Origin of the sequence: Bradyrhizobium sp. WSM3983, assembly GCF_000473045.1 — a bacterium.
Classification (GTDB): Bacteria; Pseudomonadota; Alphaproteobacteria; order Rhizobiales; family Xanthobacteraceae; genus Bradyrhizobium.
In genome coordinates, this window is the sequence record NZ_AXAY01000004.1 from 1 (window position 1) to 18,651 (window position 18,651).

8 protein-coding genes and 1 pseudogene are annotated in these 18,651 nt (G+C 59.1%); 4 read left to right on the top strand and 5 right to left on the bottom strand.

What is annotated here, in order from left to right:
• A pseudogene (locus YUA_RS43615) lies at positions 1 to 300 on the bottom strand (hypothetical protein); the annotation flags it as partial.
• Between the two features lie 1,473 nt (positions 301 to 1,773).
• Between YUA_RS43615 and YUA_RS49845 the strand changes: the two are divergent.
• Positions 1,774 to 2,163, top strand: coding sequence for a hypothetical protein (locus tag YUA_RS49845; protein WP_156947066.1), 390 nt, complete (start codon positions 1,774 to 1,776; stop codon positions 2,161 to 2,163).
• Between the two features lie 626 nt (positions 2,164 to 2,789).
• Here YUA_RS49845 and YUA_RS0107355 read toward each other — a convergent pair.
• Entirely contained in the window at positions 2,790 to 5,480 is a 2,691-nt protein-coding gene (locus YUA_RS0107355) for an AAA family ATPase (protein WP_027530095.1), read from the bottom strand.
• Between the two features lie 822 nt (positions 5,481 to 6,302).
• Here YUA_RS0107355 and YUA_RS0107360 point away from each other — a divergent pair.
• Positions 6,303 to 7,616: a DUF2130 domain-containing protein gene (locus YUA_RS0107360; protein WP_027530096.1), complete on the top strand. Its 1,314-nt coding sequence runs from the start codon at positions 6,303 to 6,305 to the stop codon at positions 7,614 to 7,616.
• Positions 7,617 to 8,122: 506 nt separating this feature from the next.
• The gene (locus YUA_RS43625; protein WP_051383121.1) at positions 8,123 to 14,116 is read left to right on the top strand and encodes a DUF3320 domain-containing protein; all 5,994 of its coding nucleotides are present in this window, start codon (positions 8,123 to 8,125) and stop codon (positions 14,114 to 14,116) included.
• A gap of 910 nt (positions 14,117 to 15,026) precedes the next feature.
• Here the strand turns inward: YUA_RS43625 and YUA_RS49850 are convergent.
• Positions 15,027 to 15,200, bottom strand: a complete 174-nt coding sequence (locus YUA_RS49850) for a hypothetical protein (protein WP_156947067.1) — start codon at positions 15,198 to 15,200, stop codon at positions 15,027 to 15,029.
• Between the two features lie 289 nt (positions 15,201 to 15,489).
• Here YUA_RS49850 and YUA_RS0107380 point away from each other — a divergent pair, with 289 nt between their 5' ends.
• Positions 15,490 to 16,155 carry a hypothetical protein gene (locus YUA_RS0107380; RefSeq protein ID WP_156947068.1) on the top strand — a complete coding sequence of 222 codons (666 nt, stop codon included), beginning with the start codon at positions 15,490 to 15,492 and terminating at the stop codon, positions 16,153 to 16,155.
• A gap of 32 nt (positions 16,156 to 16,187) precedes the next feature.
• Here the strand turns inward: YUA_RS0107380 and YUA_RS0107385 are convergent, their stop codons facing one another.
• Together YUA_RS0107385 and YUA_RS49855 are read right to left on the bottom strand one after the other, a co-directional pair.
• A complete protein-coding gene (locus YUA_RS0107385) occupies positions 16,188 to 16,607 on the bottom strand; it encodes a hypothetical protein (protein ID WP_156947069.1) in 420 nt (139 codons plus the stop codon).
• Between the two features lie 1,106 nt (positions 16,608 to 17,713).
• A complete protein-coding gene (locus YUA_RS49855) occupies positions 17,714 to 18,607 on the bottom strand; it encodes a hypothetical protein (protein ID WP_156947070.1) in 894 nt (297 codons plus the stop codon).
• Positions 18,608 to 18,651 lie beyond the last annotated feature (44 nt).

Here is an 18,651-nt window from a genome sequence, read left to right on the forward strand (position 1 = left end):
GTCCAAACTGGCGGTGTGATCTGCCACGCGCCGACGAACGATCTTCGTCACCTTCGCCACGCCCTCGGTCAGGAACCAACATTTGTGGTGCCCGTCCATTCGGTAGACCCAATGCTGGCTATCGGGAGTCGAGTTGCCGGGGCGTCCCAAGCATTCCGCTTGCGGCGGAGAGGTCACCGTAGGTTGTGGGGCAGCAGTATTGAAGATATCCGCAAGAGGATTGGCGGACGCGTGCTCCGTCGAAAGAGTTTCAACAACAAGAACCAAACTGACGAAGCACAATCGCAAATAACCGGACATCGAAAACTCCCGGTGTCGCGCCCCCCGGCATGACCCTTCGTACCGACATAGGCGGCCATGCGGCTCAAATCTGGCGGCGCCATGGATTCATTGTGCTCCTGACGTGAGCCACGGGCCCGAATGCAAATCCGGTCCGTCCGCTCAAGGTTGCAAAACAGGGCCCCACCGTCATGGGGTCGAGTCCCGGCGGCCGCCGGACATCACTCCTTCGGTTTTCTGCGCGATCAACCGCTGTCATATTCGTGCTGGGGTGCATCGGTCGTTAAGGGTTGGTTTAGTTCCCGGCATGATCATTGGGGACCACAAGGGACCCGAGCATGCAATTGCACCATGCCAATACCTTGGACGTGATCGAGACGGTCGTGTGGCCCGTCACGCTCGACCGATCGGATTTCTCGACCTCCAATCGAGATGAGGTCCTGGCGCTATTGGCGCCAAGCGGTCATTCAAAACCCACTATTTGGCTCGTCGCGCTCGCATTGGCTGGAGGTTTTGGATTGGGATGGGCTGGTGCCCGGTATGCTGCTCCTGCAACCATCTCGGCTCTCAATCCAAATGCTCGGATAGAACCGGCTTCGCGCCGCATGCCGGACACAAAGTCAGGCGGTAAGGCCGAAAGCGCCCGAAAGATAGCATCAGTATCAAGCTCGCGAACACCGCCCGGTTTAGGTCAGCCGTCCACAGTCGCGAGCCTTGCTCCGAAGCTTCTGGCCAAAGCGTCGAGTGGGGTGCAATCGGCGGAAGCTTCGAACCCAGTCTCTTCGGTTATCGAGGCGGACATGTCTGTGACCGGCTCGCTCGAGCCTGCGGGGCCGCTCCTGTCCGTCCCGGAGACAAGACCAACGACTATTGGGGGGTGGGCAGTCCTTGACGTTCGCGGCGGAACGGCGGTGCTCGAAGGGCCCGATGGGATTCGAATGGCAGCACGGGGGGACGTGGTCCCCGGCATCGGGCGAATCGATTCTATCGTGCGTTGGGGCAACCGCTGGATAGTTGCAACAGCTCGTGGATTGATCTCGACGCCGTAGGCGGAAACGCTTGCGACGAAGAGGCATGCATTCGTGTTGTTCCTCGCCGCGGTTGGCGGGCCCAGGTCTTTGCAACTCAATTTCCCCGTGCATCTAGCCAAGCTTCGCACGAGGCACGCGGTTTCGGCGCGAATGCCATCGCTTCATGGGTCAGAACAGCGACAAGACGACCGCGCCGGCAAAAATATATCTCTGAAACTAACTGGCGGGAAGGAGATTCCATGTGAGCGTCCGTGGGGGCTGAAATGCAAACGTATCCCCCGACGCAGGGCCGCCCGAGTCCTGCTTTTGATTAAACAGGAAAGCGACAGCCAATCGCACTCTTTCGTCCGCCGATGCTTAGTCCCGGGCACGCCGCAGCGAGGCATGCAGCCGCTCCCTTACCTTGTCCCACCGGTCGTCCTCGGCGCGCGAACGCTTCTCGAGAGCCTCGGCCTCGTCCTGGATGGCGGCGGCCCTCTTCCGCGTGCTCGCGCTCGGCCTTGTCCAGAGCAGCTTGCGCTTTGGCCATCGGCTTCTCGCGCCGTTCCCGCCCCCTTTGCCTGGCGGCCTCTTCGCGCCGGCGCTCGGCGTCGCGGCGCTGCTGCTCCTTCCGAAATCGGCGGCGGACTTTCGGGCATCCCGCTCGCTGATCTCGGGCGCGCATCGCTTCGCCCGCTTGCGCCACGAAAACTGTGCAGGCGGCGAGTCCGGCAATCGGACGATGACTTTGCCCCCTTCGGGCGGCTGGACGAGACGCCGGCCGCAGCAAATCATGCGGCCACCGTCATTATTCACCTCTCCAGCGGACGCATTCAAGGATGTGCGTACGACAGCCGCAGCAACGTCAGCATAGCGTCGTCGAAGGCGGGACGCGGACAGACCGCCCCCGGCGAGCGAGTCAAGAGCGACTTCGGCGACGCGTTGGTATCAGTTTTGCATTTGTGATATCGTCTCAGCGTTGCGCAAGTCGATGCACGGCGTGCGCACGTTCACTGAGTCGGTTTTTTTACAGAGGACGACATGGCCAAGAAAGCGAAGAAGGCAAAGAAGACCGCGAAGGCAGCCACCAAGAAAGTGGCAAAGAAGACCTCAAAGAAAAAGAAGTAGTCGCGACCCGCGACTGAGACATTGCCACCTCGGGGTTACAACCCGGGCGCAAAGCGAAACCTCTCCAAAGGATCTGAAGTGTCCTTTGCAACCGTTCGGCATCGCGGCAAGTAAGATAAGGCCGGGCCTTTGTGCAGGTGGCTGCTGCATAACGGCCCGGTCTTTGTTTCTACCCCGGCCAAAGGCATGAGCTGCTCGCACCCCAGCGGCTCGGTTCGCGAGAGCCTGGACGGCGAACGCCGACGCGCATTATCCTCACACAAGCTCCGCATTGCTGTACCGTAGATGACGCGAGAAGCGAACCCTTGACCCGCACGACCGGGTTCATCGGTCGTTGCAATCCCGCAGTGGTGCGAGGCCCTTCCGAGATGACTAGTCGAGGACGTCAGCCGCCACGGGCCCCTCCTCGTAGACCTGCCCTTCTTTTTCGAGGGTTCTCCGACGAGCGTCCGCAACGGCAACAAAGGAACTGAGCTTGTCGAGGTCGGCCTTAATATCCGCGAATTTTGGAAGACCAGCCGGCACTCCGGCTGACTGGTCATGGCCCGAAAACTTCGAGCATCGCGTCATTCCAGCGAGCACTGTCTCGTAGTCGGCCTTGTTCACATGGGCAGCCCTCAGTCTCAGAGTAGCAATGTTTGGGCGAAACCGTCCTACCACCCCGGCGAAGAGGATTTCCTCTACAGTATGCTCCCACGTCTCGCGCATCTTTGTATAGGCGTCCGTCACAAAGGAGCGCTTTGCTTCGTCAGTTTCGGAATATATCTCCTTCTCCCTCTGAAGCAGGCCATCAATGATTGATATCCGCTTGGTGACACGCATGGAAATCCACGGTTGCTGCTTGTCATCGACAATACCGAATCGCCCATCACCGTGCTTGGCGATCCATTCCTCCCGCACTGCGACCTTCATTTCCCGCGCCGCTTCAAGCACGGCGTAGTGAAAGAACAGATTGTGAGTGAAGATAATAACCTGGCGCCCCGCCGCGGCCTCCTTCACCAGACGTTTCGCGACCGCCTCCATCCGGGCATGATCCAGCGACGATACCGGATCATCGACGACGATCCCGTGCTTCGAGCCGAGCTCCTTCAGTTCAGCAAGGAAGCCTGCCAAAGCTAAAGCCCGCTTCTCGCCCTCACTCAGGATATCGCTGTTTTTTGCGATCTTCTGCTGGGCCTCTAGCCCGATATGAACCTTGCTTTTGCCGACCTCACCCCGATCAGCAAGCTTTAAGGGCAGATGCCCGAGGTCAAGAGCGATGATTTCGTCCTGAAGACTAGCTTGCAGCGAAGGCGTGAGAACCTTCCTTCTCAAGCGCGTAATCTGGGCTGTAATGCCGGCGAGAGAGCAGGCGGCCGTGCACGCCTTGGTCTTCATCAGCAGTTCCAACGAGTTTCGCCGTGCCACAAATATTTCGACATCGGCCGAAAGCTTCTTCTGCGCCTCCAGTTCGCAGACCTGCCGCTGACGCTGCAGACGCTTATCAGCCTCGCCTGCTGTCGCCTTTAGCTGTTCGATCTCCATCTGAAGAGCAGGCACTTCGCACCCAAGCTCGTCGACCACAGACCTGTCGAGATCCACCAGGTTGTCGAGGCTCTCGTAGTCGAGGGCCTGGATGGCCCTTACCAGCACAGCGTGGCGCTCGCGGCAGGACTCGTAGAACGCCTTCAATTTTTCGGCCAAAGCTTGGCGGTCGCCGTGTCCTTCTACAAAGTTGACAAGCCTCGTCGTAATTTCCTGAGCATCGACGACCTTGAGATCGAGGATGGCCCGAGCAATCTCCGCAAAACGGTGTTTTGCTTTCTCGGCGTCCGCACTGGCGCGACCTTCGACATATTCATCGAACGCAGCCAGGCGGGCACGCGCCTGCGCATCGAGAGGCTGGTGGCACAGCACACAGGTACCCGCGGTAACCAACTGGGGCGGGTTCAGAGCCGGATACGCTTCCGCAGCGAAGTCGCGCGCGTACATCAGCATCTGGCGCCAGGTCTCACTGCCTAGCTGCGGGACTGCTGAATCCTCTGCCAGGCCGGTAGCGGCCGCCTTGGCAGCATCGCGTGATGCAGTCGCCTGCCGCCGAGCTTCTTTCAGTGTCTCTATGCCGGCGTTTCCGATGAAATCGAAGATCGTGTTTGCGTCGCCAACCAATGTGTCGACCGTTGATCTGGTCGCTTCCTTCACTTTCGACAGGAGGATCGGGTCCTTGCTGAGCTCCAGCTTAAGCCCAAGCAATTCGGCCTCGTCCTCTTCGTCCCAGATCGCCTGCGCTCGCATGCTGGTTTCGCTAGGGAGAGGTTGATTCGCTTTTAACGTGGCGATCATGGCCGATACTTCGGTGTCTTCCACATAGCCCAGCGGTAGAGCCGCTTGGTGCGATTTGTTGAGGTGCGCCTCTTCCGCCCGAAAGCGAGCGTCCAGCGTACGTAGAGCTTCAGCCAAATTCGTCAGCAGCGCGAGTTCGAAAGGTAAGAACTCGATGTTACGCTCGGCATCCACATACAGGCCGGCCGCATCGCTATCGAACACCGAAATTCTTCCCAGTTCGGGTGGAGGTGCGCTTTGATCGTTCCAGACTACTGTACGCTTCTCCTTGTCACCATCGACTTTGAAGGTAAGCGTGATCTCCCGCGGGTCGAGCGATTGGGGCTCAAATATATTTCCTCGCAGGGTCACATCGTGCAGACAGTGGCAGATCTTTTTGGCAATACGACAATAACCGCTTTTGCCTGAACCGTTCGGGCCGTAGATGAGCGTCAGGCCATTGATCGCAAACTTAAGTGGCGGCTGATCTGTAGCCAATCGATCAATGTTGCGAAGCGGTCCGATCGAGCCGAGAACAGTGACGGGCGCAAACTTGTTGCCCGCTTTTAGGCTGGCCTTGGTGAGGTCGGCCCACGTCGGAGGTGTGCCGTCGAGGTCTCCCGCTTCGATTCTGATAGCGGCCTCGAGTGCGCCAAGTTCGTCCTCGTCCAACTTCGGCTTGGCAGTCAGAAGACGTATGGCCTCTTGCTGCCAGCGGGGACGTGTGAGGCACCATTTAAACAGATCGCTATCGCCAGTCATTCGTACTCCAGGGCAATTGTATATCAGGCAATGCAAAAACTATTGATTGCAGCAATGGAAGGGGGCCGTTTGGGTTGTCAAGAAGCCCTTGCCGCTCTCCGATGAAAGTCGTTGATACGCTTCCTATGGGAGTATGGTGGCCTGATGATCTGACGCGCAGCTATTACCCCAAGGTTTGCGGCTTCGAGCAAGAAGGGCCCCTGCCGGCTTTTTCTGCGACCGTCCGAAGCGAGATCGGAGATCCTTTGTTTGAAGCGCGCGTGGCGAATGTTCGATTCGCGACAATCTTGACCTTGATGCCTACCGCGCTGTCTGGACAAAGGGCCTAGAGGTCGTTCTGTACGTCGCCCACGCATTCCAGAAGACTCCAGCAGCGAGATTGCCTCCCGCAGCGACACATTGCGTCGGTCGATGGCGCTCGCGCGACGCCGAGCCCATCCACAACGCAAAAAAGCGAGAGTGTAATGAGCATAACGAAGGTACTGAAACCATAGCATGGGCTCCGGCACCGTTTTTCGCCGATCTAGGCCTATCACGCGCCGAAAAACATCGACTGAAAGCGGCCCTCGTTGTCCAACTGTAGCCGCTAGTGGCGGGGCGAGAGATAACGCGGGCTGAGGGCGTCAAGCTGATTGAGATGGAGCAACCTCGCCTGTCAAAGCTGCTTCGAGCGGATTTCAAGTTGGTTTCAGTGGAAAAGCCGCCGCACATGCCGACGGCGTTCGACCGGAGCGTTGAAATAGCGCTAAGGCATATCGCAAGGCTAAGGAAGCTGGCCGGATCACGGCTATCGCGGCTTGGTGCCACGGAATGGGAGAGTTCATGACATTCAACGCGACCGCGGCTGGTGCGGCACATGAACCCACCCTTCATTGCCCGAATTGCAATCACGAGATTCGGTTGACGGAATCGCTTGCCGCGCCCCTTCTTGCGGAAACACGTCAGAAGTTTCAGGAACAGCTGGCCAACAAGGATGCGGAAATCGCACGTAAAGCGGAAGCCCTCCGAGCGGATCGCGAACAGCTCGAAAAGGATCGCGAGCAGGTCGAAGACCAAGTGATGCAAAGATTGGCCCCCGAACGCAGCCGGCTCGTCGCCGCGGAAGCCAAGAAAGCCCGGGACGCTGCGGCGGCAGAGTTGCAGGCGCGAACAGATGAAGCGACGGAGCTTCGGCTGGCGCTTGAGGCCAATAACGTCAAGCTGGCTGAGGCGCAACAGGCACAGGCTGAACTCATGCGCAGGCAGCGGGCTCTCGACGAGGAGAAGCGAGAGTTGGACTTAACAGTTGAGAAGCGGGTCCAGGCCTCGGTCGATCAGATACAGATAAAGGCCAAGCAAGAGGCTGACGAGGCGGCCCGGCTGCGGGTCGCGGAGAAAGATCAGACGATTGAATCGATGTCCCGAACGATCGAGGAGCTGAAGCGTAAGGCCGAGCAGGGATCACAGCAATCACAGGGCGAGGTCCTGGAACTTGAACTCGAAGGGCTTCTGCGCGGTCGTTTTCCGACTGATTTGGTCGAGCCCGTGGGAAAAGGTGAGCTTGGCGCTGACGTGATTCAGCAAGTCAATGGGTCGCTTGGACAGCCGGCGGGCATTATTCTCTGGGAATCGAAGCGTACCAAAGCATGGAGCGACGGATGGCTCGGCAAGCTTCGGGACGATCAACGCCGGTGTGGGGCTGATGTTGCTCTCATAGTATCGCAGACACTTCCCAAGCAAGTTGAGCACTTCGACCTCGTCGACGGCGTATGGGTGACGCACCCCCGCTGTGCACTGCCGGTTGCCGTTGCTCTCCGTCAGGCGCTCATTGACATCAGCGGTTCGCGACTCGTCCAGCAGGGCCAGAAAACCAAAATGGAGGAGGTTTATCACTATCTGACGGGCACAAAGTTCAGGCAGCGGGTGGAAGCCGTGGTCGAGAAGTTCAACGACATGCGGGAAGATCTCGACAAAGAACGCAAGTTCCTGGGCCGACAGTGGGCCAAGCGGGAAACCCAGATATTGGCTGTCATCGACTCCACCGTGGGAATGGTGGGAGATCTTCAGGCCATTGCCGGCAAGGCGATGCCGGACATCCCAAGTCTGGACATGCCGCTGTTGGAGAATGGGGGCGACCCTGGTCGCAAGGCGGGGTGAGAAATGACAGCCAGTCTCGCAGGGCTCATCCCTATCTGTGGCTGGCCAGTCCGGAGCACGGAAGACCCTACTTTACATCCATCGATTTGACCGTCACACCAGCTCGGTATCAATCGTGACCTTATGCTTTTGGATAGAGAGGTACATGTAAGTGAGCCAGCTTCTTCGGACTGCTGAAGCTCCCGGCACCCTCGATCTAAGCTCCAACATTATTCGATCTTCCCAGAGATTAGCTTGTAAATATGCTCGAACTGGGCGAGCAATCCACTTATAATAGCGTCAAAAGAGTGCGTGGGGGCATTTGGTTTTGAGCGGCCGGTAGGGGCCAGATCGCTGTACGATATAATGCAATCGGGTTCTTTGACCTATCCATTTGATCCGTCGTGTAGAATATCCGGCGCCTCCCATACACGAAACAGCTCATGATCGGACCACACCAGCGATGCTCTCAAGCACGTCAGGTGCCGGGCGGGCACGAGTTGCATGGGGCTTTCTGAGGGCGAATCATGCTGGAGCGGATCCAATCAGAGAACACGGTGAGCGGAGCCGTAAAAATCGCTTGCTCCGCCGCTGATAACGTCAACGTCGCGTTCTATCAGAACGCCGTGCCCATCATCCGGGATCTCGCGGTCGAAAACGCGCTAGGCAGTGATCTAACGGAAGTTGCGGTCCATCTTACATCGGAGCCGCCATTTCTTACCCCCGGGGTATGGCGCATCGATCGTATTGCGGACCAAACTGTCCACCATATTCGCAGTCTTGATCCGAAGCTTGATCCTGCCTTTCTCGCCGGCATCAACGCCTCACGGCGCGGCGAACTTCGCATCCGGGTCGAAGCGGCGGGGACTGTGCTCGGCGATCACGCTGTCGAAATCAATCTGCTGCCGCCTTCGCACTGGGGCGGCCTCAATTCAGCGCCGGAACTGCTGGCGGCCTTCGTCCGGCCGACCGATCCCAGCATCGATGTCATCCTGCGCGAAGCCTCCAACAAGCTTGCATCCGCCGGTCGCGACGAGGCCCTGGATGGCTACCGCAAGGGGACCAAGGCTCGCGCCTGGGAGATCGCCGAGGCGATCTGGGCGGCGCTGGTGTCACATTCGATCGCCTACGTCTTGCCGCCGAAAAGCTTCGAACGTTCTGGCCAGATGGTCCGTGGCCCTAGCGAAATTCTTTCACGCAAGGTCGGCACCTGCCTCGACCTGACGCTGCTGTACGCGTCGTGCCTCGAACAATCGGGCCTTAACCCCGTCGTTGCCCTCACCGACGGCCATGCATTTGTCGGCATCTGGCTGGTGGACGAGGATTTCTCTGGCCTCGTCGTCGACGATCCCCAGATGTTGCGCAAGCGCGTGCAACTGGAAGAAATGGTCGTGGTCGAGACAACCCTGCTCACGGGTGCGCACCCGGCGCGCTTTAAGCAGGCCGTCGAAGCGGCCAAGAAATTGATTGCTGAGGACGCCGCCTCGCCCTTCGAACTCGCCGTCGACGTCCGTCGGGCGCGAAGTGCCAAGATCCGTCCTCTCGACCTGTCGGGCTTGGCCGAACCGGCAATCCGGCCCGTCACCGACACTGCGACGATCGCGCAGGAAGTCGGCGAAGTTCCACATTTCGAAGAGGATCTCGACAAGCGTCGTGAGCCTGCACCCGAAAAGAACCTCGACAGGCTCGAGATCTGGAAGCGCAACCTACTCGACCTCTCGCTGAAGAACCGGCTGCTCAATTTCAAGGATGCAAAATCGACCATCGCAATCGAGTGCCCTGATTGCGCGTTTCTCGAGGACAGGCTCTCCGATGGAGAACGCTTCAAACTGCTGGGCAAGACCACGGTGCTCGACGGCAGCGACGGGCGCGATACGACGCTACTCGCTGACCGCCAGAATGAGGACGCACGCAAGGACTTCATCCTGGACGCGATGAAACGGGGCGATCTGCACACAAACGTTGCCGACACCGAACTGGAAAGCCGGCTCACCGATCTCTACCGGGCATCGCGACTCGCCTTCGAGGAAGGGGGCGCGAACATCCTCTATCTGTGCCTCGGCTTCCTGAAATGGACGCCGCAGGACGGGGCCGGGCCCTACAGAGCGCCGCTGATCCTGGTACCCGTGCAGCTCGAGCGCAAAAGCGTGCGCTCTGGTTTCCGCCTCGCGCTGCACGAAGACGAAGCGCGCTTCAATCCGACACTCCTGCAGATGCTAAAGCAGGATTTCGATCTGTCGATGCCGGAGTTCGATGGCGAACTGCCGCAGGACGCCTCCGGCATCGATGTCGGTGGGATCTGGAAATCCGTCCGCCGCCACATCAAGAGCATCAAGGGCTGGGAGGTCACCGAGCAGGTTACGCTCTCGACCCTCTCCTTCACCAAGTATCTGATGTGGAAAGACCTCGTCGACCGTACCGATCTGCTGAAGCGCAACCCGGTGGTGCGCCACCTGATCGATACCCCGACCCACAGCTACGAGGGATCCGGAGCGGGCTTCATCGACGCGCGAACCATCGACGAAACCATCGAGCCGGCTGAACTGTTCGCGCCGCTCTCGGCCGATTCCTCGCAGATCGCCGCCGTCGTCGCCGCCCAACGAGGCGCGGACTACGTTCTGTTCGGCCCTCCCGGCACTGGCAAGAGCCAGACCATCGCCAACGCCATCACGAACTGCCTTGCCCACCAGAAGACGGTGCTGTTCGTCTCACAGAAAACTGCAGCGCTCGAAGTCGTCAGGCAGCGCATGCAGGCGATCGGACTCGGCAACTATTGTCTCGAGGTGCACTCGACCAAGGCCCAAAAATCCAGCGTGCTGGAGCAACTCGCGACCGCCTGGCGCGAGCGCAATCACGTCACCGAAGAGCACTGGTCGACGGCCGCTGGCGACCTGAAGACGAAGCGCGATCAGTTGAACAGGCTGGTCTCGGCGCTGCACCGCAGGCGCGCGAACGGCATGACGGCCTACGAGGCTTTCGGACGCGTGGTCGCGGATCGCGGCCGCCTCGCCGACATCGAACTCACATGGCCGGCTGGAACGGTGCATTCCCCGGAGCAGCTTGCCAGGATGCGTGAGAGCTGCGCGGACATCCGCATTGCATTGGAGGCGGTCGGAGACCCGTCCGTCCATCCGTTGCAGGGCATCGAGCAAACCCGCTGGAATCCGGCCTGGGCGCAAGCCTTGCAGCAGGCGATCGATCGGCTGCAGAACACGCTGCAGCAAATGCGCGAGGCGGCGGACGCGCTCGTCACCTCCCTTGGACTGACCGAGGTCGCCGACGACAGCTCGTTGCCGCAACTCGTCAAGTTGGTTGCGCTGATGATGAACCCGGCCGCCGCAGACGGTGCGCTGCTGCTCGGCGAAGAAGCTCACCATCGTATCCGAGCGCTGACCGCCCTGGCCGACGTGGCCCTCCGCATCCGCGACAAGGCGTCCGAACTGTCGGCCGAATATGATCTCAAGGCGGCGCTGCTCGACCTGCCGACCCTGCAACGGGAATGGACCGAGGCTTGCGCATCCAACGTGCTGGTGCGCGGCGGCCGCAAGAAAAAGATACGTATCCATCTGCAGCCGTACTGCCCGAGCGAGGTGCCAGACGAGATCGGGCGTGACCTCATCGTCTTGCAAGATCTTTGCGATCTGATTCGCGGACTGGAAGCACTGAGACCGCATTTCAGCGGTATCGAGCGGTTGTGGCGGGGATTGGATAGCGACCCGGCGCGCATCGCAACTCTCATCAAATGGGCTCACGACCTGCAAGCTGCCGTCGACGCCTTCCAGATCGACGACGTGCCGCCAGAACAGATAACCGCGCACGTCACCGCCCTCCTCACCCAGGACATCTCACGCTTTCGTCCCGGGGGTCAGGTACGCAGGGCGTTTGACACCATGCAGCAGGCTTTCCCGGCCATGCATCAGGCGGCTAAGGATGTTGGCACGTGTATCGGCCTCGACCACCCCGAAGAGATCATCCAGCTGGAGCCCGGCTGGATCAACGAGTTGCAGGAACGGACGGCAAGGTGGAAGGCCAACATCATCAAGGCGCCGCAATGGGCGACATGGCGGGCGGCTGCAAAAACTGCGCGCGCCGCCGGACTATCGCCGCTCGTGGATGCCGTCGAGGACGGCCGAGTTACTCGCGACGAACTTGCCGGCGCGTTCGATTTTTCTTACGCGCGTTGGGTCGCGGAGACCATCGTGAACGAGGACGAGGTGCTGAGCAGCTTCCTGGCCGAAAGGCATGAGGCCCTCATCGAGGCCTTCGTCGCCGCCGACCAGAAGGTCTGCGAGCTCGCCAGGCAGATCGTCAAGGCGCGGATCGGGGCCTCGGTGCCGACACAGACCAATTTCGGCAAGGATCCGGAATGGGGGACGCTAGCGCGTGAGATCAACAAGAAGGCGCGCCACATACCGCTGCGCCAGCTCTTTGGGCGGATCCCGAACGTCATGACCCAGCTCGCACCTTGCATCATGATGAGCCCGCTTTCGATCGCGCAATACCTTCCGGCGCAAGCGAAACCGTTCGACGTCGTGATCTTTGACGAAGCATCGCAAATTCCCGTTTGGGACGCCATCGGCGCCATCGCTCGCGGCAGCCAAGTGATCATCGTCGGCGACCCTGAGCAGCTTCCGCCAACCAGCGTCGGCCAGCGCGGGGTCGAGGATGAGGACGATGACGGTTCAACAGTTCAGAGCCAGCAGAGCATACTGGACGAATGTCTCGCCTCGAATATCCCGAGCATGCGACTGTCGTGGCACTACCGCAGCCGCCACGAGAGCTTGATCGCGTTTTCGAACGCAAAATACTACCGCGGCGAACTGATGACCTTTCCGTCACCGGTAACCCGCGACACCGCGGTTCGCTACGTGCATGTCGAGGGCGGCATCTACGAACGCGGCGGTGCCAAGGTAAACCGGAAGGAAGCCGAAGCGGTCGTCGCCGAGGTTCTCCGACGGCTAAAGACATCGTCAAAATCGATCGGAGTGGTCACATTCAACGGCGACCAACAGCGCCTGATCGAAAATATGCTCGATCAGGCCCGACGCAGCGATCCCGCCCTGGAGCCACATTTCGACAAGAACCAAGCTCGCGAGCCGATTTTCGTCAAGAACATCGAGAACGTGCAGGGGGACGAGCGTGACGTCATCATCTTTTCGGTCGCCGTCGGTCCCGATAAGACCGGTCGAGTTACTGCGCAAATCTCCTCGCTCAACGGCGAGGGCGGCCACCGCCGACTCAATGTCGCAATCACCCGTGCACGCAGCGAGCTTTTGGTCTTCGCGACACTCCGCCCCGAGCAGATTGACCTAGGGCGCACCAGAGCCAAAGGCGTGGTCGACTTCAAGCACTTTCTGGAATTCGCCGAGTACGGCGCACGCGCGATCGCCGAGGCGTTCTCACCGACCGGTCGCGGGACGGATTCGCCGTTTGAGGATGCCGTGATGGACGCGCTGCAAAAGCGGGGGTGGGAAGTCCATCCACAAATAGGCGTTTCGTGCTTCCGGGTCGACCTTGGCGTCGTGGACCCGGACTTTCCGGGCCGCTATCTCGCCGGGATCGAATGCGACGGCGCCACCTATCACCGCTCGGCTACCGCCCGCGATCGGGACCGCCTCCGCGAGCTGGTCCTGACGGACCTCGGTTGGCGTATCTTGCGTATCTGGAGCACCGAGTGGTGGATGGACAGCTCCTCGGCTGCAGAAAAGATCCATACGCGGCTGACATCCGATCTTGAAGCGGACCGCGCGTCACGCCCATCTGCCACCTCCCCGGAAGAGGTCATCGATATTGGTGCGCTTCCGTTCATGGGGGAGATGTCGGTCAGTGCTCAGGATGCCTCGGAAACAGCGGAGGCTGCACCTTCTGATGAACAGACGGAACCGGCTCCTACCGGCAAGAACGATCTTCCGAACTCGCAGCCGCTTCTCCCTGTTCCCGCAAACGGCAGCAAGCCTGACGAGGAGCCGAGGGTCTACGCGCGCGGACCAGGGTCGGCTGCCGCCGATCCTGCCGTGATGCCGAGGCTGTACACGAAAGCTGACCCCAGCATAGTCGCGGCCCCCGACCGAGAGCGCTTCTACGACGTTGGCTACCGGGGCAATCTCCGCAACATGATTGACCATGTGATCGAAATCGAAGGTCCGATCTATTTCGATGTTTTGATCGACCGCGTCGCACGCGCACACGGCTTCCAACGTTCGGGCGAGACGGTGCAGCGAATCATCCGAGCAGCACTTGGTCGAGACCGCTTCCCCACAAGCCGAGACGGCGATCGAGAGATCATTTGGCCGCAAAACACGGCGCCCAGCGCTAGGTCGCCCTACCGCGGCGGCGGCGGCCGCGAGCACGGCGATGTGCCGCTGCCCGAACTGGCGGGCCTTGGCGATGTTCTTCGTGCCCAGGGCCTCGAGGAGGATGAAGACTTGATCCGCGGCATGCAGGAACACTTTGGACTTGGCCGGCTCGCGATCTCCACGCGTCAACGCTTCGAGGCGGCTATAATGTTTGATGAGAACTGACCAAGAGCCGAGGCACGTTTGGAACAACACGCGGACAAAGCGGCGTCGGTCCAGCTTCCTCCAGCGTCGAGGTGACAAAAATGATCGGTTTAGTTTGGAAGTCCCAGGCTCACATAGGTAACCAGAACCGCTTGAGATGTGCTTGAAACGATCACCGTGAGATGCGGACGCATACCCTGATCTGAAGCATGGGAAGATGCTTCTTTAGTGCTTCTCCACCCGCTTTGGCGCCGTCTCTGGTTGCAAACCCGGATTCCGCTGGCGCATTACGGTCGACTTGAAGCCAGTCAGGTGCTTCCTGGCTGTTTTGCGGAATTGTCTCGCTGCGGATCATTAGGTAGACGTGTTCTTTGTCTGGACTTTCACTCGCGTTCTGGTTGCGAAATCATACGATCGCGACTCGGGACGTCCGCTGCTCCGTCCGTTTCAAGCGTAACCAGAGGCAGCAATCCACGACTGGCTGCAACCATTTCATTCCCATTGTGCGGTGAAGGTGGTTGGGAATGATGGGTAGCGTGAGTCGCCAGATCCGCGATCCCTATCAACACGACTCAGCAAAATTCGGATACTCATTGACGAATCGGGGAGCGCCGAACCGCAGGTGGAAAATGACCTCATCGAAATTCAGAGCCGAAGTTAAAGAACGGGAGGCTGGTGAGCCCTGCTTTGTCGTACTCAACATGGATCAATCTATCGGCCTTGATCCCAAGCAGATCGTTTTCGATCTCCCTAGTGGTACGGGCCTTCCGGAAGCTCGCCAACTTGCAACTGCTCTGAGTGGCCTAACCGTTTCCGTCCGATAGCACGGATAACCTACCCAAGTTCGAGTTAGGCCTCGATGCGTATGATTCGGAGACGCGCCGCCCAACTGCGATCGTCTCAGCCCTTCTCGGGTGAATCGCGCGCTTGCCTAGGGATTCAAGAGATTCTTGAACTCCACGTAGATGACGGCGGCGATAATCAGCACCGCAGCCTGGGTGAAGTGATCGCCAAACAGCGGAAGGCCCCAGCCCTCAGGCAAGACCTTCTCGAGCAAAAGCAGAACAAGCTCCATGGCCAAAGCCAACCGCAACGCAAAGGGCATCATCGCGCTCCATAGACGAACCTAAGATGGTTCGTTCTGGACGACTGCGTGCCGCTCGAAAATTGGTTTGATGTTGCGTGCTGCGGCGGCGATCTCATTGCAGCTGCTGCTCGCCGCCAACAGCTTTTGCGGGCAACGGCACATGCGGGCAATTTCAGATTAGGCGCAGTCGGCGAAGGAGCCCCCTCGGCAGCCTCAACCCCGGTCGAATACCTTTATCTATATTCAGCCACAGATTGCCACTGGTAACCACTTGTCACTGGGGGTTGACCATGATAGCAAGTGAGGTTTGCTTCTTACAGGCAATTTCCACACAAGAAGCGTTGCGGGGGTCGAAGTGCCGGACTGGGCTGATGTATACGAGCCGGATCTAGATGCTCGCCTGGATCTTCAACCGAATGCGCTATTCTTCATTCCGACGGGCCGGACGGTGCTCAATGGCGAGAGCGTTGCAAGTCTTTCTACCCACTCCGGTACCTTGAAGCGGGCGAATCGCACGGGCCTGGCGGGAAAGGCCGCCATCAAGAAGGTCTGGAATTGCGAACCCGTCGTCTATGCGTCGGCGCTGGGATTTATCGCCTTAGCGAACAACCTCACGGAGGCAGCAACCTTTTCAACCGCCGACATCGTAGCGTGCATCTTCAAAATTCCCACGCTTAAGGCGGCCGCAACCACCAAGAACCTGCTGACAGCAGCCGCTATCGCGACTGCATCCGGTGTTCCTGAAAGGATCGTAACCTCTGCGCTTGAGGGTTACCGCATGAGCTTCAATCACGCGGAAGCATTGTTCAAAGTCTGCGCCGATCCGGCCACCAGATTGGACGATTTCCTGGTAACACAAGCGCGAAATGACAGCCGCACTAGCATCAAACAAGACGCAAGCGGGTATGTTTATCGACGCACCGACCTAATGCCATCGGCGCCGCCGGCAAGGCACCACTGGGCGATACAATAATTGGAAAAGCCGGCTTTCGCCGGCTCATCCCTTTACGTTGTCAGATCATACACGCTTCCGCCGATTTCCGCTGCCCGAGGTATCCGGCGAACGGACGTACCGAAGAGATAGATATCGCCGCGCACAACTAATCGTTCCGGCAATTCCTTGAGATTCGAACACAGTTCCAAATCCAAGTCGCCGCCGACGACGATATCTTCGGCGAGCCTCTGCAATGACGTGCATCCCTCTAACTCGACGGCACCACCAACCCGAAGCTGCGTTGGCAAAGCGCGAATCCGAGTCCCTCGCAATAGCAGCCGCCCTTCGACGGTGAGCGCTGCCGGCAAGTCGGTGAGTGCAGATACGCCCTCCGCGTTCAGATCGCCCTCGATGACGGCGTTGAGAAGGAACGGGAGCGTTCCGTTGGATACACGAAGTGAAAGGCTCAGGACACCAGATGATCCGGACATTCGACCGTCCTCCTTGCCTCCACCCATCGCCGGAAGGCCATGGCGAGGCGGGTCTGAAGAGACGCGTTCCTTCGACTACTATGCAACCCAAACGCCAGGCAACGAAATGACCTGCTGCACAATTGAGCAACTGATCGATGTCTGATTCGTTTTAACAATTCCTCTTTGCCGCACTGAGGGTCTCTCCCGCCTTTTCCACTGGTTTGAGGTTGGGAGGAGAGGCGATGGCAGCAGCCGTGCCGCAGAGTTGAGCGGCATTCCCGTCCCTGAAAGGCAGGACGCGTCGGGAAGCCCTTGATTTCTATTTCCGCTCTCAAGGACATAGGGCATATCGCGGCGGTACCTTCGATCTTGCTCTCGCAGCCGGTGGTGACCTGACAACCCCTCAAGACGCCCGTTGGTCCCAACGTGGAAATACGAGGTCTCCTGACTATCGGCCCAGGCAATGGTAACTGTCGCAACGAACCGCTCAACGCTCTGAATTGTCAGCGTCTGATCCGCTTCCAGCGTCTCGACCACACCAACCCCGTCCTTCTTGAAGCCTTTTCGCACCGTTCGTCGGCTGCATGGCTGCAACCGGTCACGATTCCTAGTCGAGCTCGCGGGGATCCGCCTGGAGTGTGGGAAGCCGGCCCTGGAGCTGCTCGATCGCTTTTCGGCATCAGAGATCGAAGGCATTCGCGATGCCATGAGGATCATTGGCCCCGAGGATTGTACTGGCCTGTCGTGGGTCGGACGAATGCAAGACCGACGGCTCCGGCGGACTGACATCGGGGGCGGAACGAGGACGGTCGCGCTCCAGCCGGCGAACTTAGATCTTCGGCAACACGCCCGAATGATTCGACGCCGTGATCGGCGAGACGCGCGGGGTCTCAAATGCCAAGGGGTACGGACCTTGGATGCCGCAGCGGCGCACCTGGGACAACATCGCTTAACTTCATCATCGAGATCTGAGCGAGAAAGGCTCGTTAGCTTGCTTGCGCTGCCCAAGCCTAACCTTCCATGACTCTTTCGGCCGGGTCGTTCTGAACGACATCACCTCCAATGGGGGGCGGTGGGCGGCGGCGATCAAGGTGAGACGTTAGCGACGATCGGATGTCGTGGAATCAGAAGCCCAGCACCTTGGAGATGATCGTAACCGCACCGGACGCAATCAGATTTCCGGCCGCGCCAGAAAGCGCGTTTCTCAAATCGGTCAAAGCGCCCCGGATCGCAGATTGCTTCGGCTCCCTGGCGGTCGATTGCGCAGATAACCTCGCAAGGGCCTTGTCCAGCTCTGCGCCATCTGCGCCAGCCTTCTTGATTTCGCTCAGGTGGGGCTGAAGCTGAGTCAACAGATCGTGCAGTTGTTGACTGGAAATGTCGGACGCTATGATGTCGCCCGAGGTGTTATGCGAACCGAGATTTCCTACCATGGAGCCGATCGAGCCGATATTTATCGTCGTCGAGGCTTCCTTTGCCAATTCCTTCTCCCGATTGTTGAAACTTATTCCGGACCCATGAATACCCGCTCGTTCGAGCTTAAGGGCCCAATCCAGCACCAGGTTCCTGACGGCGTCGAGCAGCCCGTGAACTTGGCTGGGCGAAATGTGAACCGCCATAGTGCCGAATTGAATACCCATCAGCCGGTTGATATCCATGATCATCGCTGGCGGAAGCGGAAATTGAAGATGATCACTTTCGCCGTTCGCAACCAGAGCTTCCAAAGATGCAATGGATTGGGCAACAGGACACCTGGCAAGCGTCTGATTGAGTTCGTCCTCTTGGAAAATGATGGGAATCCAACCGCGAACGGGATTCAACGCCTTTGGTTTGCCGAACAGGATACGATACTCGGGTGGGTTTCCCTTGTCGTAACCGTTCAACTCGTGTTCGACCCATTTTTCGGTCGGCGGCAGATTCAGCTTCGAAGCAGCCGCTTTCACTTTCCGGAGCAATACCGAAACTGGCAGATTCTGCTCGAACGCGTCGTTTTGGATCTCTTCTATAAGACCGGCCATTTCATCAAACCGGTGTCGAACTGACCGAACTGCGGAAGACCGTA